Origin of the sequence: Corynebacterium sp. ACRPJ (assembly GCF_022347345.1) — a bacterium.
Taxonomy (GTDB): domain Bacteria; phylum Actinomycetota; class Actinomycetes; order Mycobacteriales; family Mycobacteriaceae; genus Corynebacterium; species Corynebacterium tuberculostearicum_D.
Map to the genome: position 1 here is coordinate 233,902 of NZ_JAKRNC010000001.1, position 25,555 is coordinate 259,456.

A 25,555-nucleotide genomic window follows, 5' to 3' on the forward strand; every position below is an offset into this window, starting at 1 on the left:
TATCGATGCACCAGTCCGTGTACCCGCCCCCGTTGCCTGGAGAGATAAATCACACTCCACGAGCTCCCTAAACGCCCCGCTTTACAACTTTCGAACGACCCCCGCAAAAATCGGCTCCTACGTGCCAGAATGCAGAAGAAGTGCCATCGCGAACATGCAGCAAGATCAGCCACTCCTCCCCCACCGGTAAAACTTTTGAAACTCTCGGGAACTTTCTTGCGTCGCGAACGACGCTGGATCGCCAAAGCCCTCCTAGCCATAGTGACTAGGAGGGCGGAGAAGTTTTAGGCAGGGATTCCTTTACATCGAGGAATTAGTGCTTTTCCTTCGGCAGGCCGTACTGGAGGGACAGGCCGGTGCAGGCCGCGATGAGGCAGACAGCGCCGAGGGCAATCAGCCAGAAGTAGAGGAAGATGATTCCCAAGCCAAGAAGGCCAATGGCGCCAGTCATAGCCAGCGGCCAGATGGAGCCTGGGGAGAAGAAGCCAAGGATGCCAGCGGCATCTTCAGTTTCTGCCTCTTCCCAATCCTCTGGCAGGACGTCACTGCGGTCATCAGTGAAGTGAAGGTAAGCACCCAGCATCATGCACAGCAGGAAGGCAAGGAACATGCCCACGATGCCAACCCACTCGGCACCGTAGAGGTAGCCATCGTCCTTAACGAAGGTGACGCCGAAGATGTAGACAATCAGCGAGACAAGAAGGTACGTCGCGATTGAGTAAAAGACTTTCGATGTTGCACGCATTGTGTTGTGTCCTTATCTCTTATGCCGCGGTGTTTACGTAGTTGTCGCCCTTAGCGGTGTCACGCTCGCCGGAGAACGGGTGGGTGGTTACCGCATATGGGTCCTGGCCGATTTCTTCCAGGGCTTCCGCGTTGGTGGCCTCTGGGTTGTCCTCTCGGAACTTCAGGTAGGTATTGAAGTCCTCCGGAGAGACAACGCGGATTTCAAAGTTCATCATCGAGTGGTAGGTACCGCACATCTCGGCACAACGGCCAACGAATGCGCCCTGCTTCTCAATCTTTTCCACCTGGAAGCTACGCTCCTGAGCGTTTGCCTCTGGGTGTGCGTAGACGTCGCGCTTGAACAAGAACTCCGGTACCCAGAATGCGTGGGACACGTCGCCGGAAGCGAGGCGGAACTCAATCGCAGTATCGGAAGGAAGAACCAGAACCGGAACCTCTTCGGTGGTACCGACGGTCTCAATCTTGTTGTAGTTCAGGTAGGAAAGGTCGCCCATGGACTTGCCGTGGATTGGGTTCGGGTTGTCCACACCCTCAGGGTCGTGAGCAGTCTTCTCTGCCTCAGCCTGACGCTCCTTGTCGGCGCCGTCGTAGTTCTCACCATTGACATGGTTCTCGGCGTAACCAAACTTCCAGTTCCACTGGAACGCGGTGACGTCGACGACAACCTTTGGATCCTTATCCAAGGCGGTGACCTTCTGCTGAGTCTGAACGGTAAAGAAGAACAGGCCCATGATGATGAGGATAGGGACGATGGTCAGAACCATCTCCAGTGGAACGTTGTACTGGATCTGGCGCGGGAACTCGCCCTTGCCATCCTTCTTTGCCTTCTTCGCGCTCCAGCGGAAGATTGCAGTGAGGAACAGGCCCCACATAATAAAACCAACGATCCATGCGGCAACCCAGACCCAAATCCAGAAGTTGTACATGGCCTCTGCCTCAGGGGTAATACCCTTCGGCCAACCGAATCCCAGGAGGTTCTCTACAGCAGTTGGCGCCTGAACGTCACAACCTGCCAGAGCGAGTCCACCCAGGGCAAGTGCGCCAGCTACGCCCGCCTTGCGGGCAAAGGTGCGCTTATTACGCTGTCCCACGTGTGTTCTGCCTTTCTGTCCACACAAAACTTCTCGAATACTCACAGAGCACTCTTACCCAATCAGAATAGAGGATAATTGCCAGATTCCCAGCCTGTTTAAAGGCATAAAAGGGCACCTAGTGCACTCATTTCATATTCTCCTTCAGGTAGGTTACCGCCCCACCTGCACAATGTTCCAACCGCACCCCCAGCAGCCACAGAATCCGTGTGCGCCAATTCACAGGGATCCGGCGGAACCATCATCCGAAAGTTCGCACCCCTATCGGGGAAGCTAATTCCAAGGCGGTCGGCAGGTTTCCTTAAGCCGTGGCGTGTTCTGGTTTCACGCCCTCTGGCCGTAAAGTGGGTGACTAGCAATAGACGCTTATATATAAGGAGCAATCTTTTCATGTGCGGACTTCTTGGCATGCTCGCCGCCACGGGCAACGTAGATAAGTACGTTGACGCGCTGGAACGTTCCCTGCCCTGCATGCGCCACCGCGGCCCAGATGCGGCCGGCACGTGGCATGACGGCGATGCCGCCTTCGGCTTCAACCGCCTGTCCATTATTGACTTGGAGCACTCCCATCAGCCCCTCCGCTGGGGCCCAGAGGACGAGCCCGACCGCTACGCCATGACCTTTAATGGCGAAATCTACAACTACGTGGAGCTGCGCGAGGAACTCAAGGGCCTCGGCTACACCTTCCACACCGAGGGCGATGGCGAGCCCATCGTGGTGGGCTACCACCACTGGGGCAAGGACGTAGTCAACCATCTGCGCGGCATGTTCGGCATCGTCATCTGGGACACCCACACCAAGACGATGTTTGCCGCTCGCGACCAATTTGGCATCAAGCCGCTGTATTACGCCACTACCGAGGCGGGCACCGTTTTCGCTTCGGAGATGAAGTGCATCCTTGAAATGGCGGACGAGATTGGTCTAGAGCTCAACCTTGACCGACGCGCCATTGAGCACTACGTCGACCTGCAGTACGTCCCGGAGCCAGAGTCCCTCCACGCGAATATTCGCCGCGTTGAATCCGGCTGCACTGTTACCCTTCGTCCAGGCGAAGACGTTGTCGCCGAGCGCTACTTCAAGCCTCGCTTCCCTGTGCAGCAGGTAAAGCAGGGCGAAGAGCAGCAGCTATTTAACCGCATTGCAGAGGCGCTGGAAGATTCCGTCGCTAAGCACATGCGTGCCGACGTCACCGTGGGTTCCTTTCTATCCGGCGGCATTGACTCCACCGCTATTGCCACTCTGGCCAAGCGCCACAACCCAGATCTACTAACCTTTACCACCGGCTTCGAGCGCGAGGGCTATTCTGAGGTCGATGTCGCGGCAGAGTCCGCAGAGGCTATTGGCGTGGAGCACATCGTCAAGATTGTTTCTCCTGAAGAATATGCCGAGTCCATCCCGAAGATCATGTGGTACCTGGACAATCCGGTGGCTGACCCCTCGCTGGTCCCGCTGTACTTTGTGGCGCAGGAAGCCCGCAAACATGTCAAAGTAGTTCTTTCCGGCGAGGGCGCAGACGAGCTCTTTGGCGGCTACACCATCTACAAGGAACCACTATCCCTCGCGCCGTTTGAGAAGATCCCGTCGCCGCTTCGTCGCGGACTGGGCAAGCTCTCCCAGGTTCTACCGGAGGGCATGAAGGGCAAGTCCCTGCTTAATCGCGGCTCGATGACGATGGAAGAGCGCTACTACGGCAACGCTCGTTCCTTCAACTTTGACCAGATGCAGCGCGTTATCCCGTGGGCAAAGCGCGAATGGGACCACCGCGAGGTTACCGCCCCCATCTACGCCCAATCCAAGGACTTTGATCCGGTTGCCCGGATGCAGCATTTGGATCTATTTACCTGGATGCGCGGTGACATCCTGGTCAAGGCCGATAAGATCAATATGGCCAACTCGCTGGAGCTGCGCGTGCCATTCTTGGACAAGGAAGTCTTCAAGGTTGCCGAGTCCATCCCTTATGACCTGAAGATCTCGCACGGCACCACCAAATACGCCCTGCGCAAGGCCATGGAACAGATCGTCCCGGCGCATGTTCTGCACCGCAAGAAGCTGGGTTTCCCAGTACCGATGCGTCACTGGCTGGCCGGCGATGAGCTTTATGGCTGGGCCCAAGACACCATCAATGAATCCCAGACCGAGGACATCTTCAATAAGAAGGAAGTTCTCGAGATGCTCAAGGAGCACCGAGATGGCGTTTCCGATCACTCCCGCCGCTTGTGGACCGTTCTGTCCTTTATGATCTGGCACGGCATCTTTGTGGAAAAGCGCATCGATCCGCAGATCGAGCAGCGCGACTACCCAGTCAAGCTCTAAGAGCCTTCCACACATACAAAGAGGGTGGGTGCCAGTGGCACCCACCCTCTTTGTATTTCCTTCTCTTTAGTTGAAGGAATCGCCACAAGCGCAAGAGCCGGTGGCATTCGGGTTATCAATGGTGAAACCCTGGGACTCGATGGTGTCAGCGAAGTCAATCTTGGCACCGGTCAGGTAGGGAACGGACATCTTGTCCACAACGAGGTTTACGCCGCCTACCTGGTCAACCTTGTCACCATCCAAGGTGCGGTCATCAAAGTAGAGCTGGTAGCGCAGGCCAGCGCAGCCACCAGGCTGGACGGCAATGCGCAGGGAGAGATCGTCGCGGCCCTCCTGATCAAGCAGCGCCTTTGCCTTTGCGGCTGCTGCTTCAGTCAGAATGACGCCGGTTGCGGAAGCTGGAGCGGTCATCACTTCTCCTCAATAAGTATTGGATTCGTTGCCACTACCCTACCCGGTTAGTTCAGGTGGGAAAAGGTAGCCCATACCTACAACACCATCTGGGCCGGGCCTATTCCCCTATTCACACCTAAACCTTGTAGTGTGAGGAGCGTGAAACTCCCGTGGCAAAAAGATGACAAGACCTCCGCTGAGCCTGCTCCTGTCCAAGACAAGGCTCCGGAAGAAGTTCAGGAAGTGCCCCAGCGCAAGGGCTACACCCCACCGAAGGGTCGTCCTACGCCAAAGCGCGCAGAGCAAGAGATTGCGCGCGGCGTAAAGCGCGATCCCCATGGCATGTCCGAAGCGCAGCGCTACCAGCATCGCAAGGACATGAAGAAGTCCATGAGCAAGGACGAGTGGAAGGAATATAAGAAGAAGGAGCGCCAAGAGCGCCAGCAAGCCAACCGCGAGCAGCAGGCCCGCATGGCAGAAGGCGATCCGCGCTTCCTCCCCGCCCGCGACCAGGGTGAAGTGCGCGCCTATGTACGCGATTGGGTAGATGCCCGCCGCAGCCTGAGCAACTGGGTCATGCCGATGGCCCTGGTGCTCATCGTGGTCATGTTCTTGACCTACGCGGTACCCAGCATTGCAACACTCATCAACGCGGTAGCGATGGTTATCCTCGTTATCTTCGCCATCGAGGGCGTCATTCTGGCCCGTCGCTGCAATAATGCCGTGCGCGCCAAGTTCCCCGACACCACCGAAGCCGGCTTTAGCCTTGGTTTTTATGCGTATTCTCGCGCCAGCCAGCCGCGCAAGTGGCGCATCCCGCGCCCCCGCGTGGAGCTCGGCGCTGACGTTTAAGGGGACTACTCATGGCCATTCCGCAGCCCGATAAGCAGGCACGCACCGCACAGGACGCACAGCTCGCCCCTTGGGGGCGCCTGACCGACGCCGCTCAATGGCTGGCTGCTTGCCAAGGCGCGGCGCCTGCCCATGAGCCGCGGCGCGTGCGGGCCGTGATTTTCGCGGATCAAGAGACCTCGCTTTCGGCCGCTGAGACCGCTGCGCGTCGCGCCGAGGCCGGGCTGAATGTAGTCACCGTGACGGATTATTCCCAGGCCTACAGCCTTGGAGCTGCAACAGCGGATGCGGAAATTGATGCCGGGGCTGACCTACTGATTCCCGGCGGCGAAGAGCTCGCCCGAGTACCGGCCGTGGTAATGGCAACTATGGCGCAAACGGAACCGGTAGTGATCGTCGGCAAGCAGCGCAGCGTGGAAGACTGGAAGCGCGAGGTTTGCGCTATCCGGGACGCCATGTTCCACGCACGCAACCTCGAAGGCATGGAGCTGGTGGAATCGTGCCAGTCCACCGTGCTAGCAGCCACGGTGGGGTTCATTGCCCGGGCCGCGGAGCGCCGTACGCCCCTGCTTATCGACGCCCCCTTGACCGCCACCGCCGCGCTTCTTGCTGAGCGCGATAATCCCGGTGTGAAAGACTGGCTCTTCGCCACCACGCTGTCCCCTGCCCCTGCGCATAAGTTGGCACTGGAAAAGCTAGGGCTCCACCCCCTGCTGGAACTGGGAATGGAGCCACAACCTACGCTCGGTGCCCTCGCGGCGCTGCCACTGCTGCTCACCGGAGTGGAGATCGCCGCGGACGCCTAAGCGGGGACTACTTCACTAGGGTATGGAGCCAACCGTGGGTATCCTCCACTGCGCCGCGCTGGATTCCGGTGAGACGCTCGCGCAGGGCCATGGTGATCTCACCCGCTTCATTCCCATTGACCTGGAAATCCGCAGAATCTCCCATTACGTGACCCACCGGCGTAATAACCGCGGCAGTGCCACAAGCAAAGGCCTCTGGCATAGCGCCGGATTCGGCATCGCGCTGCCACTCTTCGGTAGTAATCCGGCGCTCGGTGACCTTGTAGCCCAAATCCTGCGCTACCTGCAATAACGATTCGCGGGTAATGCCGGGCAGCAAGGATCCCGATAGTTCTGGTGTAACAATCTCCGCGCTATCACCAGAGCCGTACACAAACATCAGGTTCATTCCGCCCATCTCCTCGATGTAACGGCGCTCAATGGCGTCCAACCAGACCACCTGGTCACAGCCCTTTTCATCTGCCTGGGCCTGCGCCAAGAGCGAGCCTGCGTAGTTGCCCGCAAACTTGGCCGCGCCGGTGCCGCCAGGGGCTGCGCGCACGTAGTCGGTGGATAGCCACACCGAAACCGGCTTGATCCCGCCGCTGAAGTAGGAACCCGCTGGGGAGGCAATGAGCACATAGCGGTAGGAATTGGCGGGGTGAACACCCAAGGAGACCTCGGTGGAGATCATAAATGGGCGCAGGTACAGCGCTGCTTCCCCGCCGGCTTCTGGTACCCAGTCCTGATCCGCTTCCACCAATTGGCGCAGGGACTCGATAAACTCCTCCTGCGGAAGCTCGGGCATAGCCAGGCGCTCAGCGGAGTTGATAAAGCGCTGCGCATTGTGGTCCGGCCGGAAAGTAGCGATAGAACCATCCGGCTGACGGTAGGCCTTGATGCCCTCAAAGATAGCCTGCCCATAATGGAATACGTTGCTGGCCGGGGCCATGCTCATCGGACCGTACGGGCGCACCTGAGCATCGTGCCATCCCTTTTCTTCGGTCCAGTCAATGGTGACCATGTGGTCTGTAAAGTGCTTGCCAAAGCCGGGATTGGCGAGGATATCGCTCAATTCTTCCGCGGACGTAGGGGTATCGTTACGAGTAATCGTGTAATCAAGCATGCCCACAATCTACCCCTTTATCTATAGCGAGGCAGGAATAAGTTCATCACCGCGCGGTACAGTGGTGGGAAGATTGATAAGCCTTTCCATAAAGGAGGAGACAATGGCACAGTCCGATCTACCAGCACGCGGCCACTTTCCCCAGGTAAAGCTGGGAAAGAAGGTTCCTAAGAAGGCGGAAGCTCTACTTATCGCCGCTTTCGAGGGCGAAGGCGGCCTAGAACTGCCAGGCACCGAATTACTTGGGGGCGCAGCGCTGCGCTCCACTTATGAGGCGCTGGTGGCCGTCGGGGCCTCTGGCAAGACCGGTGAAGTCACGCGCGTGCCGGCTCCGGCTAAGGCGGGTGTAGCATCCATCATCGCCGTTGGCTTGGGCGATGCGGAAGAAGTAGACGATGAGACGCTGCGCCGCGCTGCCGGCCAGGCCGCGCGTTCCATCACCAAGGTGGGGGCCGTAGCCACCTCCCTGGGCGATTTCGGTATCACCCCAGTGGTGGAAGGCCTCATCCTCGGCGGCTATAAGTATTCTGGCCTGCGCTCCGAGTCGGCCGCGGAGACCACCACTTTCACCGTGGTGGCGGAGAAGTCCGCACAAAAGGAATTCGACAGCGCCAAGATTACCGCCGAGTCCGTTCTCATCGCCCGCGACCTCGTCAATACCCCTTCCAACCTGCTCTACCCAGAAACCTATGCCGAATTCCTCTCTGCCCAAGCGGCAGAGGCCGGCCTTGAAGTCGAGGTCTTGGACGAAAAGGCGCTGGAAAAGCAGGGCTTTGGCGGCATCATGGCCGTCGGTCGCGGATCCGCCCGCCCGCCGCGCTTGGTCCGCTTGAGCTGGAAGCCGAAGAAGGCCAAGCGCCACGTCGCCCTAGTAGGCAAGGGCATTACCTTTGATACCGGCGGAATTTCCCTGAAGCCGGGCGCCAAGATGTGGGACATGATTTCTGACATGGGCGGTTCCGCTGCAATGGCCGCCGCCATCATCGCTGCGGCAAAGCTGAACCTGAAGGTGGGCATCACCGCTACCCTGCCGCTGGCAGAAAACATGCCGGGCAGCGATGCCACCCGCCCGGGTGACGTCATCACCCACTACGGCGGCATTACCTCCGAGGTACTCAACACTGACGCGGAGGGCCGCCTCGTGCTTGCCGACGCCATTGCGCGCGCCAGCGAAGACAACCCCGATTACCTCATCGAAACCGCGACCTTGACCGGCGCCCAGATGGTCGCCCTGGGTGAGCGCACCGCCGGCGTGATGGGCTCGGAAGAATTCCGCGATCGCATGGCCGAGATTGGCCGCGAGGTGGGCGAAAAGGCATGGGCCATGCCTTTGCTAGAGGAACACGAGGAATCCGTGAAGTCCGCCAGCGCCGATATCCGCAATATCAACGCCAAGCGTGAGGGCGGCATGGAATACGCCGGCACCTACCTCCAGCACTTCGTGGGCGAGGGAATCGAATGGGCCCATATCGATGTGGCTGGCCCTTCCTTCAACACCACGGGCCCTTATGGATACACCCCGAAGATGGGCACCGGCGTGCCCACCCGCACGGTGGTTGCCGCCCTGCGCGAGATTGCTGAATTAAAGTAGCACCACAACAGGCTTGTTGCGTTTAGAATCCTAGAGGCATGAAGCCTGCTTTAATCATCGTTGACGTACAACATGACTTCTGCCCCGGCGGCGCCTTAGGCACCGAGCGGGGCAATGAGGTCGCTGCAAAAATCGCCTCCCTGCAACAGGACTACGAAACCGTCGTAGCCACGCAGGATTGGCACATCGATCCGGGTTCTCACTTTTCTAAGGACCCGGATTTTGTCGATTCTTGGCCAGTGCACTGCGTAGCCGACTCCCACGGGGCGGCCATGCATGAGGCCATCGGGCCGGCGCAAGCCTACTTCCGCAAAGGTGAATACACCGCGGCCTATTCCGGATTCGAGGGCGCTGCGAACGGTACCTTGCTCGCTGACTGGTTGCGCGAGCGCCACATAGACGCCGTGGATATCGTGGGCATTGCCACCGATCACTGCGTGCGCGCCACGGCCGCCGACGCCTTGAGAGAAGGGTTCACCGTCCGCGTACTGCGTGAGTACTGCTCCCCCGTTGATGATGCCCGTGGCGAGACCGCGTTGCAGGAATTGGCCGCTGCCGGTGCCACCATCTGCTAAGCGCACGACAACGCCTACGGCCCTCGAACCGAATCTGGTCCGAGGGCCGTAGGCGTCTCTCTACAAAGTGTTTCCATGTATCAGCTAAAGCAGCCGCCCTCTGGAAACGGGAGGGGTTCTCTCTATCTCTCTCGCATGCGCTCTCTCAAACGCATGAATTAAGTATGGAATGCCGATATTGGATCCGGGTGTCAAGTACCTGAAAGTTTCCTGTTGAATTGTGCCACCAAGGCTCCTACTACCTCACCTCGACAAATGTGTCTCCACCCAAATGGCGAAAGCTCTGCGCTACGCGAGACGATTGTTATAGGGTGATCTGCGTCCCCACGGGTGCCCGAGCACGGGCTGAGAGTGCGCTAAAGCTGCGCATAGACCGTTCGAACCTGTTTGGTTAATACCTACGAAGGAAGAGAGGAGCGCTTGCCATGACGGCTGCCCCAGAAAACCACCCTAAGCATTCCTATTCCCCCATTCACCACGACGGTCTAGAAGTTCCAGAGACCGAAATCCAACTGGATGATTCCCCACAAGGCCCCAATGAGCCCTTCCGCGTCTACCGCACGCGTGGGCCAGAATGCGCACCTGAAGTGGGGCTACCGGCCCTGCGCAGCGAGTGGATTAGCGAGCGCGGAGATACCAAAGAGTACGCCGGTCGCGGCCGCGAGCTGGCTGACGATGGACGTGCCGCACAGCGCCGCGGGGCGTCTTCCCAAGAGTGGAAAGGCTCTAAGCGCCCGCCGCTTAAGGCTCAGCCCGGGCGCCGCGTAACTCAAATGCACTACGCCCGCCAAGGAATCATCACCCGCGAAATGGAATTCGTAGCACTACGTGAGCATTGCGATCCAGAATTCGTTCGCGCTGAGGTAGCTCGCGGCCGCGCCATTATCCCTAATAATGTCAACCACCCCGAGTCTGAGCCCATGATCATTGGGCGAAAATTTCTCACCAAAATCAACGCCAATATTGGTAACTCCGCGGTTACCTCCTCCATCGAGGAAGAAGTGTCCAAACTGCGCTGGGCTACCCAGTGGGGCGCGGACACCGTAATGGATCTTTCCACTGGTGACGATATCCACACCACCCGCGAGTGGATTCTGCGCAATTCCCCAGTTCCCATTGGCACCGTGCCTATTTACCAAGCATTGGAAAAGGTAAATGGCGTGGCAGAGGATCTGACCTGGGAAATCTTCCGCGATACCGTCATCGAGCAATGCGAACAGGGTGTGGACTATATGACCATTCACGCCGGTGTGCTCTTGGCGTATGTACCGCTAGCAAGCAATCGCGTGACCGGCATTGTCAGCCGCGGTGGCTCCATCATGGCGGGATGGTGCCTTGCTCACCACAAAGAGTCATTTCTGTACGAGCACTTCGATGAGCTGTGCGAGATTTTCGCTCAATACGATGTTGCATTTTCGCTTGGCGACGGCCTGCGCCCCGGCAGCCTTGCCGATGCCAACGACGCCGCCCAATTTGCAGAGCTAAAGACTATCGGCGAGCTTACACGCCGCGCCTGGGAGTATGACGTCCAAGTCATGGTGGAAGGCCCCGGACACGTGCCGCTCAACATGATTCAAGAAAACAACGAACTCGAACAGGACTGGGCTTCAGATGCCCCCTTCTATACCCTCGGCCCTCTAGTTACCGATATCGCCCCTGGCTATGATCACATCACTTCCGCCATCGGTGCCGCCCATATCGCAATGGGTGGTACAGCCATGTTGTGCTATGTCACGCCGAAGGAGCACTTGGGACTGCCCAACCGCGATGATGTAAAAACTGGCGTCATTACTTATAAGATTGCGGCGCACTCAGCGGACGTTGCCAAGGGACATCCAGGCGCCCGCGCTTGGGACGATGCCATGAGCAAGGCCCGCTTTGAATTTCGCTGGAATGACCAATTTGCGCTCTCCCTCGACCCAGAGACCGCGCAGGCCTATCACGATGAAACGTTGCCTGCTGAGCCAGCAAAGACCGCACACTTTTGTTCCATGTGTGGGCCGAAGTTCTGCTCCATGCGCATTAGCCAAGACATCCGCGAGATGTTCGGCGGGCAAATGGCCGAGCTGGGCATGCCGACGCTGGGCGACCAGGTCCGCGCGGCAGCCCACGGCTCAGCACCAGAGGAAGGTATGCAGGAAAAATCCGCCGAATTCCGCCGCAACGGGTCTCAAATTTATTTACGCGAGGATGCTGACCTAGCTTAGCTCTCGCCCTGTATCGGGATTTTCGCCGCGCTCAAATCGGGCGCGGCGTTGCCTTTGCTCGTCCCTTTTGCGCAAGATGCGCTGCCTTTCCATGCGATCGCGCATGCGCTGCGGATAGCCGGTTTCTTCTACATCATAAATATCGCAGCTCAATAGTTTGGCCACCGCATCGATGCCCTTTGGCCCGCCGATACGACGGCGAATGAACTCGCCGTTTTCATCCACAACAACAACGGACATCTCATTGACTACCGTTTCCGGCTCCACAAAGGCTTCTATAAAAGCCTTTCCGGCGGCCCACTGTTGCAGATCCTGCGCGTCTTCCGGGCGGACGGTCTCCCCCGGTCCGCGGGGTGGTCGCAGCGACGATCTGGACTTATTGCGGCGGAAAGGGTTGAACATAATTGCCTAGCTTACCCGGAAGGAGGGTAGTTACTAACCCCACATCTGCACGAGGGTGAGCATCACGCTGTAAGATTGTCGGGTAGCGATAGAACACTTCCAACTTTCGAGGAGTCTTATAACTCATGGCGAACTCCGTTGAGATGCCCGAGCTGGGCGAATCCGTAACCGAAGGCACCATCACGCAGTGGCTCAAGTCCGTCGGCGATACCGTCGAGGTCGACGAACCATTGCTCGAGGTCTCCACCGATAAGGTCGATACTGAAATCCCCTCCCCCGTAGCCGGCACCATTATTGAAATTAAGGCTGACGAGGATGACACCATCGAGGTTGGCGAAGTCATCGCCATCATCGGTGACGAGGATGAGGCAGGCTCCGCATCCAACGACTCCTCCGCTGATAAGGGCGAGGAAGAAGCAGAAGAAAAGAAGGAAGAGCCGAAGGCTGACTCCTCCAACGGCGGCTCCGGCGACGCAGCCGACGTGGAAATGCCAGAACTCGGCGAATCCGTCACCGAGGGCACCATCACCCAGTGGCTGAAGTCCGTTGGCGATACCGTCGAGGTAGACGAACCATTGCTCGAGGTCTCCACCGATAAGGTCGATACCGAAATCCCCTCCCCCGTAGCCGGCACCATTATTGAAATTAAGGCTGACGAGGATGACACCATCGAGGTTGGCGAGATCATCGCCATCATCGGTGACGAGGATGAGGCAGGCTCCGCATCCAACGACTCCTCCGCTGATAAGGGCGAGGAAGAAGCAGAAGAAAAGAAGGAAGAGCCGAAGGCTGACTCCTCCAACGGCGGCTCCGGCGACGCAGCCGACGTGGAAATGCCAGAACTCGGCGAATCCGTCACCGAGGGCACCATCACCCAGTGGCTGAAGTCCGTTGGCGATACCGTCGAGGTAGACGAACCGCTGCTCGAGGTCTCCACCGACAAGGTCGATACTGAAATTCCTTCCCCAGTAGCAGGCACCCTGGTAGAAATCCTCGCCGACGAGGACGACACCATCGAGGTCGGCGAAGTCATCGCCCGCATCGGCGACGAAAACGCCACCGCATCCTCCTCCGAGGCCAAGCCAGAGCCACAGGAAGAAAAGAAGGAAGAGCCCAAGGCCGAAGAAAAGGAAGACAAGAAGCCAGAACCGAAGGCTGAGGAAAAGAAGGAGTCCAAGCAGGATTCCTCCCTGAACACCTCTGCCAAGGTCAACAATGGCGATAACGTTCCTTATGTCACCCCACTGGTACGCAAGCTGGCTGAAAAGCACGGCGTAGACCTCAACACCGTTGAGGGCACCGGCGTCGGCGGCCGTATCCGCAAGCAGGACGTGCTCGCCGCTGCTGGAGAAGGCGATGCACCTGCCAAGTCTGGCGCACAGTCCGATAACTCCCCTCGCGCGCGTTGGTCCACCAAGTCCGTGGATCCGGCCAAGCAGGAGCTCATCGGCACCACCCAGAAGGTCAACCGCATCCGCGAAATCACCGCCGCCAAGATGGTCGAGGCGCTGCAGATTTCCGCGCAGCTTACCCACGTCCAGGAAGTCGACATGACTGCTATCTGGGATATGCGCAAGAAGAACAAGCAGGCGTTCATCGACAAGCACGGTGCCAACCTGTCCTTCCTGCCATTCATCGTGAAGGCTACCGCCGAGGCTCTGGTCTCCCACCCGAACGTCAATGCGTCTTATAACCCAGAGACCAAGGAGATGACCTACCACTCGGACGTCAACATCGCTATCGCCGTTGACACCCCGAAGGGCCTGCTCACCCCGGTCATCCACAAGGCACAGGATATGACCCTGCCGCAGATCGCTCAGCAGATTGCAGAGCTGGCCGATAAGGCCCGCAATAACAAGCTGAAGCCGAACGATCTCACCGGTGCTACCTTCACCGTGACCAACATCGGTTCCGAGGGCGCCATGCTCGATACCCCGATCTTGGTTCCGCCACAGGCCGGCATCCTGGGCACCGCGGCTATCGAAAAGCGCCCAGTCGTTGTCAACGAGAACGGCCAGGACGCCATCGCCATCCGCCAGATGTGCTACCTGCCATTCACCTACGATCACCAGGTAGTTGACGGTGCGGACGCAGGCCGCTTCATCACCACCATCAAGGACCGCCTGCAGACCGCTGACTTCCAGGCAGACCTCGAAGTCTAAAGGTTCTATCGCCACTTAAAGCCTCTTAGCCCCACTGCGGGGCTAAGAGGCTTTAGCTATATCTGGGGTGCCAAGTGGGGGTGACGGATCCGAAAACGCCGGACTAATCCATCCCTTTTTATTCGAGGTGTTGGGGGAGACTTGCCCCTAAGCCCATGGTGAGCGCACTGGGTGCAGTTCTATACAGTGACGCGCTGCATAAAAATTTCCAAAGCGGGATCGGCTCACCCATTGTTAAACATATAATTGGGGCGGTTACAGCCACTGTCCCCCTATTAAGGAGTCTCACTGACATGGAATTCATCTCCCGCCACCTAGGGCCGGATTCTGCGGAGCAGGCCACCATGCTTGCGAAGGTAGGCTACGACAGCGTGGACGCGCTGGTCGATGCCGCCATTCCGTCGAAGATCCGCGCCGCAGAACTACCTCAGCTTCCTGAGGCACTCTCGGAAGATGAGGCGCAGGCTACCTTGCGGGAGTACGCCAACCAGAACACCGTGCTGAAGTCCTTCTATGGACAAGGCTTTTCTGACACCCTCACCCCCGCGGTCATCCGCCGCGGTTTGTTGGAGGATGCGGGATGGTACACCGCCTACACCCCGTATCAGCCGGAAATCTCCCAGGGTCGTCTTGAAGCGCTACTGAACTTCCAGACCATGATTGAGTCTCTGACCGGTCTGCCCATCGCGAATGCATCCTTGCTGGATGAGGCCTCTGCCACTGCGGAAGCCGTGGGACTTATGTCCCGCGCGGTCAAGAAGGGGCGCCGCGTGGTGCTAGATTCTCGCCTGCACCCGCAGGTGCTTACCGTCGCCGCAGAGCGTGCCCGCGCGATTGACCTCGAGGTAGAAATCGTAGACCTGCGCGAAGGCCTCGTGGGCGAGGACCTCATCGGCGCAGTAATCGCCTACACCGGTACCGAGGGCGACATCTTTGACCCCTCCACCATCATCGAGGAGCTGCACACCCGCGGCGCTCTGGCCACCGTGGCCACCGACCCGCTTTCGCTGCTCCTGCTGGAGGCACCTGGCTCGCTGGGCGCCGATATTGTGCTCGGTTCTTCCCAGCGCTTTGGCGTTCCGCTCTTCTTCGGCGGCCCGCACGCTGCCTACATGGCGGTCACAGAAAAGCTCAAGCGCCAGATGCCTGGCCGCATCGTGGGCGTGTCCAAGGACGCGGATGGTCGCCCCGCTTACCGCTTGGCACTGCAGACCCGCGAGCAGCACATTCGCCGCGAACGCGCCACCTCCAATATCTGTACTGCGCAGGCACTGCTAGCCAATGTCGCCTCCATGTATGCCGTCTACCACGGTCCGCAAGGCCTCACGGCCATTGCCCAGCGCGTCCACGCGCTCGCTTCCTCCTTTGCGCAGGCCGTCAAGGATGCCGGAAAGCAACTCGTGTCCGAGGACTTCTTCGATACCGTGACCGTCGCCGGCGTAGACGCCGCCACCATCAAGACTGACCTCCAAAAGGAGGGCTACCTCGTGCGCACCATCGGCGAGGACAAGGTATCGGTGTCCTTTGGTGAGTCGGCGACCAAGGAGGACGTCGCCAAGCTCGCCCAGGCCTTCGGCGCCAAAGCTGCTGAGGCCGACTTTGCCCTGCCGGAGAACCTGCAGCGTGGCGAGGAGCCACTCCAGCACGAGATCTTCAACCGCATCCATTCCGAGACCCAGATGCTGCGCTACCTGCGCAAGCTGGCCGATAAGGACTTGGCGCTCGACCGCACCATGATTCCGCTGGGCTCCTGCACCATGAAGCTCAACCCCACCGCCGCCATGGAGCCGATTTCCTGGCCGGAGTTTGCAGGCATCCACCCCTACGCACCAGAGGAAACGACCGCCGGTTGGCGCGCCTTGGTAGAAGAGATTGAGGGCTGGCTGGCCGAGGTCACTGGTTATGCCAAGGTCTCCATCCAGCCCAATGCCGGCTCCCAGGGCGAGCTGGCGGGTCTTTTGGCCATCCGCCGCTACCACGTAGCCAATGGCGATAACGAGCGCGATGTAGTGCTCATCCCAGCTTCCGCGCACGGTACCAATGCGGCTTCGGCAACGCTGGCTAACCTGCGCGTTGTTGTGGTCAAGACCGCCGAGGATGGCTCTATTGACCTGGCGGATTTGGATGAGAAGATTGCCAAGCACGGCAACCACATCGCCGGCATCATGGTGACCTACCCGTCCACCCACGGTGTCTTTGACCCCGAGGTCCGCGACGTATGCGATAAGGTCCACGCGGTGGGCGGCCAGGTCTACATCGACGGTGCGAATATGAACGCGCTGACCGGCTGGGCCCGCCCAGGCCAGTTCGGCGGCGATGTTTCCCACCTCAACCTGCACAAGACCTTTACCATTCCGCATGGCGGTGGCGGCCCGGGCGTGGGTCCGGTCGCAGTGGCCGAGCACCTCATCCCCTTCCTGCCCACCAACGCCGCGGATCCGCAGCTGGATGCCACCACCGCTACCCCGGTAGGTCAGGGCGTGCCAATTACCAATACCAAGTACGGCTCGGCGGGTGTGCTGCCGATTTCCTGGGCGTACCTAGCTATGACCGGGGCACAGGGACTGGCCCAGGCCTCCGCCCACGCGATTTTGGGCGCGAACTACCTGGCCAAGTCCTTGGAAGATTCCTTCCCTGTGCTCTACACCGGCAACGCTGGCTTGGTTGCGCACGAATGCATCCTGGATCTGCGCGCGCTTACCGACGCCTCCGGGGTCACCGCAGCCGACGTAGCCAAGCGCCTCGTGGACTTTGGTTTCCATGCCCCGACCCTCGCCTTCCCGGTGGCCGGAACCCTCATGGTCGAGCCCACCGAGTCGGAAGACCTGGGCGAGCTGGACCGCTTCATTGAGGCCATGCGCACCATTCGCGCCGAGATCCAAGAAATTATCGACGGCGAGGTTTCCTACGAAGGCTCCGTTATTCACCACGCACCATTTACCGCGGAGTCCATCGGCTCCGATACGTGGGAATTCGCCTTCAGCCGCGAAAAGGCAGCGTGGCCCGTGAAATCCCTGCGCCACAGCTACAAGTACTTCCCGCCGGTGCGCCGCATCGACGAGGCCTACGGCGACCGCAACCTAGTCTGCAGCTGCCCACCACCAGAAGCTTTCGACATCGACGATTCTGAGGAGTAACCATGACCGAACTACTCACCTCCCCGCTTCATGCCGAGCACGACAAGCTCGGCGCCACTTTCACGGCCTTCGGCCCGTGGAACATGCCCTTGAAGTACCAGAACGAGCTGGATGAGCACCGCGCGGTGCGCAGCACCGCTGGCCTCTTTGATCTTTCCCACATGGGCGAAATCTGGGTCAACGGCTCGGACGCCAGCAAGTTCTTGTCCTATGCCTTCATCTCCAATTTTGAGCCCCTCAAGGTGGGCAAGGCCAAGTACTCCATGATTACCGCTGAGGACGGCGGCATCATCGATGACCTGATTACCTACCGCTTTGAAGAGGACAAATTCCTCGTCGTCCCGAATGCCGGCAACGCCGATACCGTGTGGGACGAGCTCAATAAGCGCGCCGAGGGCTTCGATGTGACTCTGAAGAACGAGTCCCAGGACGTCGCCATGATCGCCGTCCAGGGCCCTAAGGCCGCAGAAATCCTCGTACCGCTGGTAGAAGACAATAAGCAGGACGAGGTATATAACCTCGGCTACTACGCCGCCACCATGGGCAAGGTAGCGCGCACCTTCGCCATTATCGCGCGCACCGGCTACACCGGTGAGGATGGCTTCGAGCTCATCGTGTATAACTCCGATGCCCCGCAGCTGTGGGAAGAACTGCTCAAGGCCGGTGAGGAATACGACCTCAAGCCGTGCGGCCTTGCCGCCCGCGATTCCCTGCGCCTCGAGGCCGGCATGCCGCTCTACGGCAACGAGCTCTCTCGCGATATCACCCCGGTAGAGGCGGGCATGGCGCGTGCCTTTGCCAAGAAGGAAGCCGATTTCGTCGGCTCCGAGGTCATCCGCCAGCGCGCCGCCGACGGCCCGCAGGTGGCGATCACCGGCCTCACCTCCACGCAGCGCCGCGCCGCGCGCGCCGGCGCCGAAGTATTCGTGGGAGACAAGAAGGTCGGAACCGTCACCTCCGGCCAGCCTTCCCCCACCCTGGGACACCCAGTTGCCATCGCGCTGCTGGAAACCAGCGCCGAACTCGAGCCCGGCGCCGAAGTCGAAGTAGAGATCCGCGGCAAGCGCTATCCTTTTGAAGTAACCGCGTTGCCGTTCTACAAGCGCGATAAGTAAACATCATCTCAACCAGCCCGAAAGGACTACACCACCATGGCTACCCTTCCACAAGATTTCTCCTACTCCGAAGACCACGAGTGGGTCAACGCCACCGCTGACGCCGTCGCTGGCGCTACCGTGCGCATCGGCATTACCTCCATCGCTGCCGATCGCTTGGGCGAGGTTGTCTTTGCTGAGCTACCGGAGGTGGGCGATACCGTCACCGCCGGCGAGTCCTGTGGCGAGGTGGAATCCACCAAGTCCGTCTCTGACCTCTACTCCCCTGTCACCGGCACCGTCAAGGCTGTCAACGAGGCCGTACACGATGACTACGCCGTCATCAACAACGACCCGTTCGGTGAGGGCTGGCTCTTCGAGGTCGAGGTAGATGAGGCCGGCGAGCTCATGGATGCCGCCGCCTACGCATCCGCTAACGGCCTGGACTAATTCAGTCCCACGCGGGAGGGTGTGCCACGCGCATCCTCCCGCTTTGCTTTGCCCACCGCACCAGAGGAAACTTTGAGGCTATGACTGCACCACGCGATCCCTTCTTCCCCGCCGAGCGCTCCATCCGCGCCTCCGATAAGCCACTAGAGGTCCGTTTCTTGGGCCGGATGGACTACCAGGAGGCGTGGGATTACCAGGCCGAGTTAGCGGCCGCCCGCGCCAAGGGCGAGCAAGGCGACGTGGTGCTCGTGGTTGAGCACCCCAATATCTATACCGCCGGCAAGCGCACCCAGCCAGAGGATATGCCCGATAACGGCCTGCCCGTTATCACCGTGGACCGCGGCGGGCGCATCACCTGGCACGGCGAGGGCCAGTTGGTCATCTACCCCATTATTAAGCTGGCTGAGCCTGTCGACGTCGTCGACTATGTCCGCCGCTTGGAGGAAGCCACCATCCAGACGGTTCGCCAGATGGGGGTGACCACCGCTGGGCGCATCGACGGCCGCTCGGGGGTTTGGGTCCCCTCCACCACCCAGGCCAAGGATCCGGCTGCCCCGAAGCGCGACCGCAAGATTGCCGCCCTGGGCATCCGCATTACCCGCGGGGTGACCATGCACGGCTTAGCGCTCAATTGCTGCAATACGCTGGAGTACTACGACCACATCGTGGCCTGTGGCATCGATGACGCCGACGTGACCACCCTGTCCCTAGAACTGGGCCACCCAGTCAGCCTCGAGGATGCCACCCAACCGCTGTTGCAAGCGCTGGACGACGCCCTCTCGGGCCGCCTCATCGTTGCCGACCACACCTTCGGCTCAGCCCCGGATCCCACGAAGCTGGCTAATGAAAGGGCACGGGAGAGGCGTCGGCAAGCGCAGCAGTAGCCCTCGTTCGGGGCTGGCGCGGAATAGGATGTGACTGCGGCGACATATACCTAGAAGAGCTATTAGCCATCACCACCATCAACCGATAAAGTGAGTTTTTGTGACTGTAAAGCCTGAAGGACGCAAGATGCTCCGCATTGAAAAGAAGAATGCGGAGTCACCCATCGAACAAAAGCCACGCTGGATTCGCAACCAGGTCCGCACCGGCCCGGGCTACGAGGACATGAAGTCCCGCGTGGCCGGCGCTTCCCTGCACACCGTGTGCCAAGAGGCAGGCTGCCCGAATATCCACGAGTGCTGGGAATCCCGCGAGGCTACGTTCCTTATCGGTGGCGATAAGTGCACCCGCCGCTGCGACTTCTGCGATATTGCCACCGGCAAGCCGGAAGAACTCGACCGCGACGAACCGCGCCGCGTGGCCGAAAATATCCGGGAAATGGACCTTAACTACACCACCATTACCGGCGTTACCCGCGACGATCTTCCGGATGAGGGCGCCTGGCTCTATGCCGAGGTCGTGCGCAAGATTCACGAGCTTAACCCCCATACCGGCGTGGAAAACCTCACCCCGGATTTCTCCGGCAAGCCGGACCTTTTGGAAGAGGTCTTTGAGGCCAAGCCAGAGGTCTTCGCCCACAACCTGGAAACCGTGCCGCGCATCTTTAAGCGCATCCGCCCGGCCTTCCGCTACGAGCGCTCCCTGGACGTTATCCGCCAGGCCCACGACTATGGCCTGATTACCAAGTCCAACCTGATTTTGGGCATGGGCGAGACCGAGGATGAGGTCGAGGAAGCATTGCGTGACCTGCGCTCTGCTGGCTGCGATATCATCACCATCACCCAGTACCTGCGCCCCGGCCCGCGCTTCCACCCAATTGAGCGCTGGGTGCGCCCAGAGGAATTCGTCGCCCACTCCAAGCTGGCCAAGGAGCTCGGCTTCGGCGGCGTCATGTCCGGCCCGCTGGTGCGCTCGTCCTACCGCGCCGGCCGCCTCTACGTGCAGGCCATGGAAAAGCGCGGCTTTGAGCTGCCGGAAAACCTCAAGCACCTGGCCGAGACCTCCCAGGGTGCCACCGCCCAAGAGGCCTCCACCCTGCTGGAGAAGTACGGCCCCTCGGAAGAGACTCCAGTGACCACCCGCATGGCCAAGACCCCGGCTAATGCGAATTCGGCGGCGGCCACCATCCGCTAAACCGAACGTTTTCATAACGGCCTGCGCTTTTCGCGTGGGCCGTTTTAACATTTATGCCCGTTGACCTTTAAAGTAGGAGCCATGGCGAAAGATGACAAGGCAGCACTAAAGGCTGCAAAGAAGCAAGAACGCGCGGCCAAGCGCCAGCAGCGTAAGCAAACCTGGTCCCAAATGTGGCAAGCATTCAATATGCAGCGCAAGCAGGATAAGGCGCTTATCCCCATCATGCTGGGTGCCTTCCTGGGCATGGGCTTGCTCTTCTTCCTCATTGGCATGCTTTTTAGCGGCGAGTGGTTCATGCTCATCCTCGGTTTGGGCATCGGCGCGCTGCTCGCTATGTTCCTCTTCACCCGCCGCCTTGAGCGCGATATGTACAAGCGCGTAGAAGACCAGCCCGGCGCTGCCGGCTGGGCGCTGGAGCAGCAGCTGCGCAATACCGTGGGCATCGTGTGGTCCGTAAAGACCGGTGTGGCCGCTACCCGCCAGCAGGATCTTATCCACCGCGTCATCGGCAATGCCGGCGTCATCTTCGTTTGCGAGGGCAATAAGAACCGCGTACGCCCCACCTTGAACCAGCTTAAGAAGCGTGTAGACAAGATCGCCGGCGGCGTTCCCGTCTACGAGATTTTCGTAGGCAACGGCGAGGACGAGGTTCCCGTATCCAAGCTGCGCAATAAGGTCATGAAGCTGCCGCGCAACTTCAATAAGAACCAAACCTACGACAACATCCGCCGCATCGAGGCCATGGACTCCATGCCGGGTACCACCCCGGGTATGCCCAAGGGCCCGATGCCCCACCAGGCGCAGAACATGGCCGGCATGAACCGCCGCATGCGCCGCGCCCAGCAGCGCAAGAAGAATAAATAAGCGCCTAAAGCTAATCCCTGCTGCACCGTGCATGGTGCCGCAGGGACTTTTTATATCCCAAACCCGTGGTGTTTAACAGCCGAGACTATTTTTCCATTCTGGCCGTAACAAGCAGCGCTAAGACCACAATAGCTAAGCCCTGCGTAATCCAATAAGGCCAGCCAACGCCGACGGAGATTGCTATTAAGACCACCCCAATTATGGCTAAGACCTTTATCCGCATAGTCGTGCCCCTTCTCCTGCCGCTAAATCGACCACATCTAAAAGCTGTATCTTAACAAAGAGCAGTCCTTATGGGAGCGCAGCGGAAAAACTTAAGAGCGAATAACGATCGTGCCGGTGGCGCGGTCATGCATTCCGCGTCCATCCGCATCAACCATGGCCGCTGGGAACAGCACACCGGTGAGCACTGTGCGCAGCGCCGCGCGCCAAAGGCCCACGCGGGCACCGGGGACATCGAGTCGCGCCACGCCCATACCCAACAGCAGCATGCCGGGGGTGCGGGCAAAGAGCCAACCACACACGATGCCCATGATGACCCACAGGGCGTAGCCCAAGAAAGCCACGCCCCCAAGTTCCGTGGTGAACATGTGGATCAGGTTGGCAATGAGCATGCACACGATCCAGTCAATGGCCACGGCGCCGGCGCGGCGGCCAACCGGGGCCAGTGACCCCGGCCCGGACTCCGGAAGGCCGAGCTTTTCACCTGGCCAGCGGCCGGGGCCTTCCATGTCATCGTATTCGCCCGGAATATTCGGCCCGTCGAGCCACGTACGCTTATCTGCCATGCTCACCAATCTAGCGGGCACAAAGTGAGATGTGAAACGAGGGGAATCGCGATGCCAACGGTGGGAACCTAGTAGGCTATAGAGAGACAATTCACCGGTCAACAACGAGGAGACAAACGTGTCTTTCGAGACAGTGCAGGACATCGTCCAATTCATTAAGGACGAGGACGTAAAGTTCGTCGATATCCGCTTTACGGACGTCCCAGGCACCGAGCACCACTTTTCCATCCCAGCAGATGAGTTCACCGTAGAAGATGCCGAAAATGGCCTTGCCTTCGACGGCTCCTCTATCCGCGGATTCACCACCATCGATGAGTCCGATATGACCCTGCTGCCGGATCCGGCCACCGCGCATATCGATCCGTTCCGCACGACCAAGACCCTGAATATCAAATTCTTCGTCCACGACCCATTTACCTTTGAACCTTTCTCCCGCGACCCGCGCAACATCGCGCGCAAGGCGGAAGAGTACCTGCAGTCCACCGGCATTGCCGATACCTGCAACTTTGGCGCTGAGGCCGAGTTCTACCTCTTTGACTCCGTACGCTACGCCACCGATGCCCACCACGGTTTCTATGAGGTCGATACCGATGAAGGTTGGTGGAACCGCGATAAGGAAACCAACTTCGACGGCACCCCGAACACCGGCTACAAGACGCGCATGAAGGGCGGCTACTTCCCCACCGCGCCGTATGACAAGCACGGTGAGGTGCGCGATGCCATGGTAGAGAACCTGCAAAAGGTTGGCTTCCAAATCGAGCGCTTCCACCACGAGGTCGGCGCCGGCCAGAATGAGATCAACTACCGCTTCAACTCCATGTTGCACGCGGGCGATGACATCCAGACTTTCAAATACGTGATTAAGCAGACTGCGGCACAGTGGGGCAAGACCGCAACTTTCATGCCCAAGCCGCTGGCCGGCGATAATGGTTCCGGTATGCACGCCCACATGTCCCTGTGGAAGGACGGCAAGCCTCTCTTCCACGACGAGGCTGGCTACGCAGGGCTTTCCGATATCGCCCGCTACTACATCGGCGGCATCCTCCACCACGCTGGTGCCGTTCTCGCGTTCACCAACCCGACGCTGAACTCCTACCACCGCCTGGTGCCGGGCTTCGAGGCCCCGATTAACCTGGTGTACTCCCAGCGCAACCGCTCGGCCGCTATCCGTATCCCGATTACCGGTTCCAACCCGAAGGCCAAGCGCATCGAGTTCCGCGCACCGGATCCATCCGGCAACCCTTACTTGGGCTTTGCCGCCATGATGATGGCCGGCATCGACGGCGTAAAGAACCGCATTGAGCCGCACGCTCCAGTTGATAAAGACCTCTACGAGCTGCCGCCCGCAGAGGCTGAATCCATCCCGCAGGCACCGACCTCCCTCGAGGCTTCCCTCAAGGCCCTGCAGGAGGACATGGACTTCCTCACCGAAGGCGATGTCTTCACCGAGGATCTCATCGAGACCTACATCAACTACAAGTACGAGAACGAGATTAACCCTGTTCGCCTGCGTCCTACCCCGCAGGAATTTGAGATGTACTACGACTGCTAGAGCTACGCTTGCCGACGCCCCCTCTCGCCACCAGCTTTCCGCCTTCCTAGGCTCCCAAATTGCTGAGTGCCGATTGGGGGCTTTGCAGATCTATGTGCACTTTGGATTCAGAGGTTTTACACCGACTATTGACAAGCGCCCTTGATTCTTAGCGGTGGCCACTCCTTGTTAATTGACTACCGAAGCGTTTCCCAAATGCGTGGGCCGTGAACAAAATTTTGCGCAAATGATTACTAAAATTGCGCATTTTGAGCTATACTTTAGTCAATCGATACCCCCTCCAAGCTTCCCATAGGAACAGCTCAATATGAGAGGGGGGCTTTGCTATTCTGAAGCAATGAACCGCAGGAAGAAGTTCCTTAGCATTGAAGAACAAGTTAGTTTAATTCAACGCCGTGGGTTAATCCTTCCTTCCGAAAAATCTGCTAAAGATTTCCTTGAGCGCCAAAATTATTACCGCTTTTCGGGCTACATGCGGTACTTCCAAGAAGACATAGCCGGTGACGAAGCCAAATTCTTTCCTGGCACCCAGTGGGATGAAATAGTTAAAATCTACCGGTTGGACATCGAACTTCGTTCTCTTCTTCTCCGCGGGCTCCAAGAAGCAGAGCTTGCTGCCAGGACAGCCTTTGCTCTCAGCGAAGGTGAAATCCATTCTCCTTATGAGAAGTATCTTCAGCCCACTGCGTACCGGCGCCCACCAAATCCGTCTATGAGGCCCACTCGCGATCTAATTATCAGTGAGCTCAAGCGGTCTAAGGAACCATACCTCCACAAATACCAAAAGGACTCAGGGTCCGATACTGAAAGGTGGGTTTACGATGTGCCAATTTGGGTGGCAGTCGAGGCACTGTCCTTTGGTACGTTGTCGAAAGCAATTAGCTTCCGAAACGACAACAACCAAGTTTACGCAAAGACTTGTTCCATTCTTGGCGTAAAGAAACAATATTTAGCGCGCCAATTGCGCTCTTTTACTTTCGTGAGAAATAAGTGTGCTCACTCAGCTCGGTTATGGAATAGTTTCGTTTTGGACCAACCTGCAGTATCCAATGCTACGAAGCGGCGTGCTGAGAAAGTTTTAGGTCAAAATTACGGCGAGAACTCGCTACTAGCAGTAATTGTAGCCCTTGATAACTTTCTCTTCCTTACGAATTCGCGGGTTGGATTTTTGGATGAGTATATGAAGCTGGTCGAACGAAATCCGGATTTCCACCAAGGTATAGCGAATCCTCATCATTCATAGCCTCCTCGTTGTATGAACACGCAATGGTATTCCAGCCCTTTTCTTGCGACCCCGGACACACATTCACGTGGGATTGACCCCCGCCCCTATATGCACGCTTAGCG

General features: G+C 58.9%; 21 protein-coding genes and 1 riboswitch. Of the genes, 15 read left to right on the top strand and 6 right to left on the bottom strand.

Features of this window, described 5'->3' with window-relative positions; all coding sequences use genetic code 11:
* Nucleotides 1-313: 313 nt before the first annotated feature.
* A complete protein-coding gene (locus MHY08_RS01105) occupies nt 314-745 on the bottom strand; it encodes a cytochrome c oxidase subunit 4 (RefSeq protein ID WP_005328946.1) in 432 nt (143 codons plus the stop codon).
* A 19-nt stretch (nt 746-764) separates the two neighbouring features.
* Complete coding sequence (locus MHY08_RS01110) at nt 765-1,838, bottom strand: cytochrome c oxidase subunit II (RefSeq protein ID WP_005324460.1); 1,074 nt, start codon at nt 1,836-1,838, stop codon at nt 765-767.
* A gap of 390 nt (nt 1,839-2,228) precedes the next feature.
* On the opposite strand from MHY08_RS01110, the gene asnB reads away from it, so the two are divergent.
* Entirely contained in the window at nt 2,229-4,151 is a 1,923-nt protein-coding gene (gene asnB, locus MHY08_RS01115) for an asparagine synthase (glutamine-hydrolyzing) (protein ID WP_239234814.1), read from the top strand.
* Between the two features lie 66 nt (nt 4,152-4,217).
* Here the strand turns inward: asnB and MHY08_RS01120 are convergent, their stop codons facing one another.
* Entirely contained in the window at nt 4,218-4,562 is a 345-nt protein-coding gene (locus tag MHY08_RS01120; protein WP_005324455.1) for an iron-sulfur cluster assembly accessory protein, read from the bottom strand.
* Between the two features lie 141 nt (nt 4,563-4,703).
* Between MHY08_RS01120 and MHY08_RS01125 the strand changes: the two genes are divergently transcribed.
* Complete coding sequence (locus tag MHY08_RS01125) at nt 4,704-5,396, top strand: DUF3043 domain-containing protein (RefSeq protein ID WP_239234816.1); 693 nt, start codon at nt 4,704-4,706, stop codon at nt 5,394-5,396.
* Between the two features lie 11 nt (nt 5,397-5,407).
* Complete coding sequence (locus MHY08_RS01130; RefSeq protein ID WP_239234818.1) at nt 5,408-6,202, top strand: nicotinate-nucleotide--dimethylbenzimidazole phosphoribosyltransferase; 795 nt, start codon at nt 5,408-5,410, stop codon at nt 6,200-6,202.
* Nucleotides 6,203-6,209: 7 nt separating this feature from the next.
* Here the strand turns inward: MHY08_RS01130 and MHY08_RS01135 are convergent, their stop codons facing one another.
* The gene (locus MHY08_RS01135; protein ID WP_239228197.1) at nt 6,210-7,307 is read right to left on the bottom strand and encodes a branched-chain amino acid aminotransferase; all 1,098 of its coding nucleotides are present in this window, start codon (nt 7,305-7,307) and stop codon (nt 6,210-6,212) included.
* Between the two features lie 103 nt (nt 7,308-7,410).
* On the opposite strand from MHY08_RS01135, the gene MHY08_RS01140 reads away from it, so the two are divergent.
* From MHY08_RS01140 to thiC, 3 genes are all read left to right on the top strand, one after another.
* Nucleotides 7,411-8,898, top strand: coding sequence for a leucyl aminopeptidase (locus MHY08_RS01140; protein WP_239228198.1), 1,488 nt, complete (start codon nt 7,411-7,413; stop codon nt 8,896-8,898).
* Nucleotides 8,899-8,936: 38 nt separating this feature from the next.
* Nucleotides 8,937-9,473, top strand: coding sequence for an isochorismatase family protein (locus MHY08_RS01145; protein WP_204608295.1), 537 nt, complete (start codon nt 8,937-8,939; stop codon nt 9,471-9,473).
* A 316-nt stretch (nt 9,474-9,789) separates the two neighbouring features.
* Nucleotides 9,790-9,900, top strand: a riboswitch (TPP riboswitch).
* Nucleotides 9,899-11,680, top strand: coding sequence for a phosphomethylpyrimidine synthase ThiC (gene thiC, locus MHY08_RS01150; RefSeq protein WP_239228199.1), 1,782 nt, complete (start codon nt 9,899-9,901; stop codon nt 11,678-11,680). It overlaps the preceding riboswitch by 2 nt.
* Here thiC and MHY08_RS01155 read toward each other — a convergent pair.
* Nucleotides 11,672-12,082, bottom strand: coding sequence for an oxidoreductase (locus MHY08_RS01155; protein WP_239234820.1), 411 nt, complete (start codon nt 12,080-12,082; stop codon nt 11,672-11,674). The two genes, thiC and MHY08_RS01155, sit on opposite strands and share 9 nt — an antisense overlap.
* 125 nt (nt 12,083-12,207) lie before the next feature.
* Here MHY08_RS01155 and sucB point away from each other — a divergent pair, with 125 nt between their 5' ends.
* The 7 genes from sucB (at nt 12,208) to MHY08_RS01190 (ending at nt 21,868) form a co-directional block, all read left to right on the top strand.
* Nucleotides 12,208-14,244 (top strand): 2-oxoglutarate dehydrogenase, E2 component, dihydrolipoamide succinyltransferase, encoded by a 2,037-nt coding sequence (gene sucB, locus MHY08_RS01160; protein ID WP_239234822.1) that lies wholly within the window; start codon nt 12,208-12,210, stop codon nt 14,242-14,244.
* Between the two features lie 293 nt (nt 14,245-14,537).
* Nucleotides 14,538-17,381: an aminomethyl-transferring glycine dehydrogenase gene (gcvP, locus tag MHY08_RS01165; RefSeq protein ID WP_239234825.1), complete on the top strand. Its 2,844-nt coding sequence runs from the start codon at nt 14,538-14,540 to the stop codon at nt 17,379-17,381.
* A gap of 2 nt (nt 17,382-17,383) precedes the next feature.
* Nucleotides 17,384-18,496 (top strand): glycine cleavage system aminomethyltransferase GcvT, encoded by a 1,113-nt coding sequence (gene gcvT / locus MHY08_RS01170; RefSeq protein WP_239234827.1) that lies wholly within the window; start codon nt 17,384-17,386, stop codon nt 18,494-18,496.
* Nucleotides 18,497-18,532: 36 nt separating this feature from the next.
* Nucleotides 18,533-18,925: a glycine cleavage system protein GcvH gene (gene gcvH / locus MHY08_RS01175; protein WP_239228204.1), complete on the top strand. Its 393-nt coding sequence runs from the start codon at nt 18,533-18,535 to the stop codon at nt 18,923-18,925.
* An 80-nt stretch (nt 18,926-19,005) separates the two neighbouring features.
* Complete coding sequence (gene lipB, locus MHY08_RS01180) at nt 19,006-19,809, top strand: lipoyl(octanoyl) transferase LipB (protein WP_239234829.1); 804 nt, start codon at nt 19,006-19,008, stop codon at nt 19,807-19,809.
* A gap of 127 nt (nt 19,810-19,936) precedes the next feature.
* Complete coding sequence (gene lipA / locus MHY08_RS01185) at nt 19,937-21,001, top strand: lipoyl synthase (protein ID WP_005327094.1); 1,065 nt, start codon at nt 19,937-19,939, stop codon at nt 20,999-21,001.
* An 81-nt stretch (nt 21,002-21,082) separates the two neighbouring features.
* Nucleotides 21,083-21,868 (top strand): DUF4191 domain-containing protein, encoded by a 786-nt coding sequence (locus MHY08_RS01190; protein ID WP_239234831.1) that lies wholly within the window; start codon nt 21,083-21,085, stop codon nt 21,866-21,868.
* A gap of 314 nt (nt 21,869-22,182) precedes the next feature.
* On the opposite strand, the gene MHY08_RS01195 is transcribed toward MHY08_RS01190, so the two are convergent.
* The gene (locus MHY08_RS01195; RefSeq protein WP_049377713.1) at nt 22,183-22,656 is read right to left on the bottom strand and encodes an RDD family protein; all 474 of its coding nucleotides are present in this window, start codon (nt 22,654-22,656) and stop codon (nt 22,183-22,185) included.
* A gap of 118 nt (nt 22,657-22,774) precedes the next feature.
* Between MHY08_RS01195 and glnA the strand changes: the two genes are divergently transcribed.
* Entirely contained in the window at nt 22,775-24,208 is a 1,434-nt protein-coding gene (glnA, locus tag MHY08_RS01200; protein WP_239234833.1) for a type I glutamate--ammonia ligase, read from the top strand.
* 337 nt (nt 24,209-24,545) lie between these two features.
* A complete protein-coding gene (locus MHY08_RS01205) occupies nt 24,546-25,451 on the top strand; it encodes an Abi family protein (RefSeq protein WP_239234835.1) in 906 nt (301 codons plus the stop codon).
* Nucleotides 25,452-25,555: the final 104 nt, after the last annotated feature.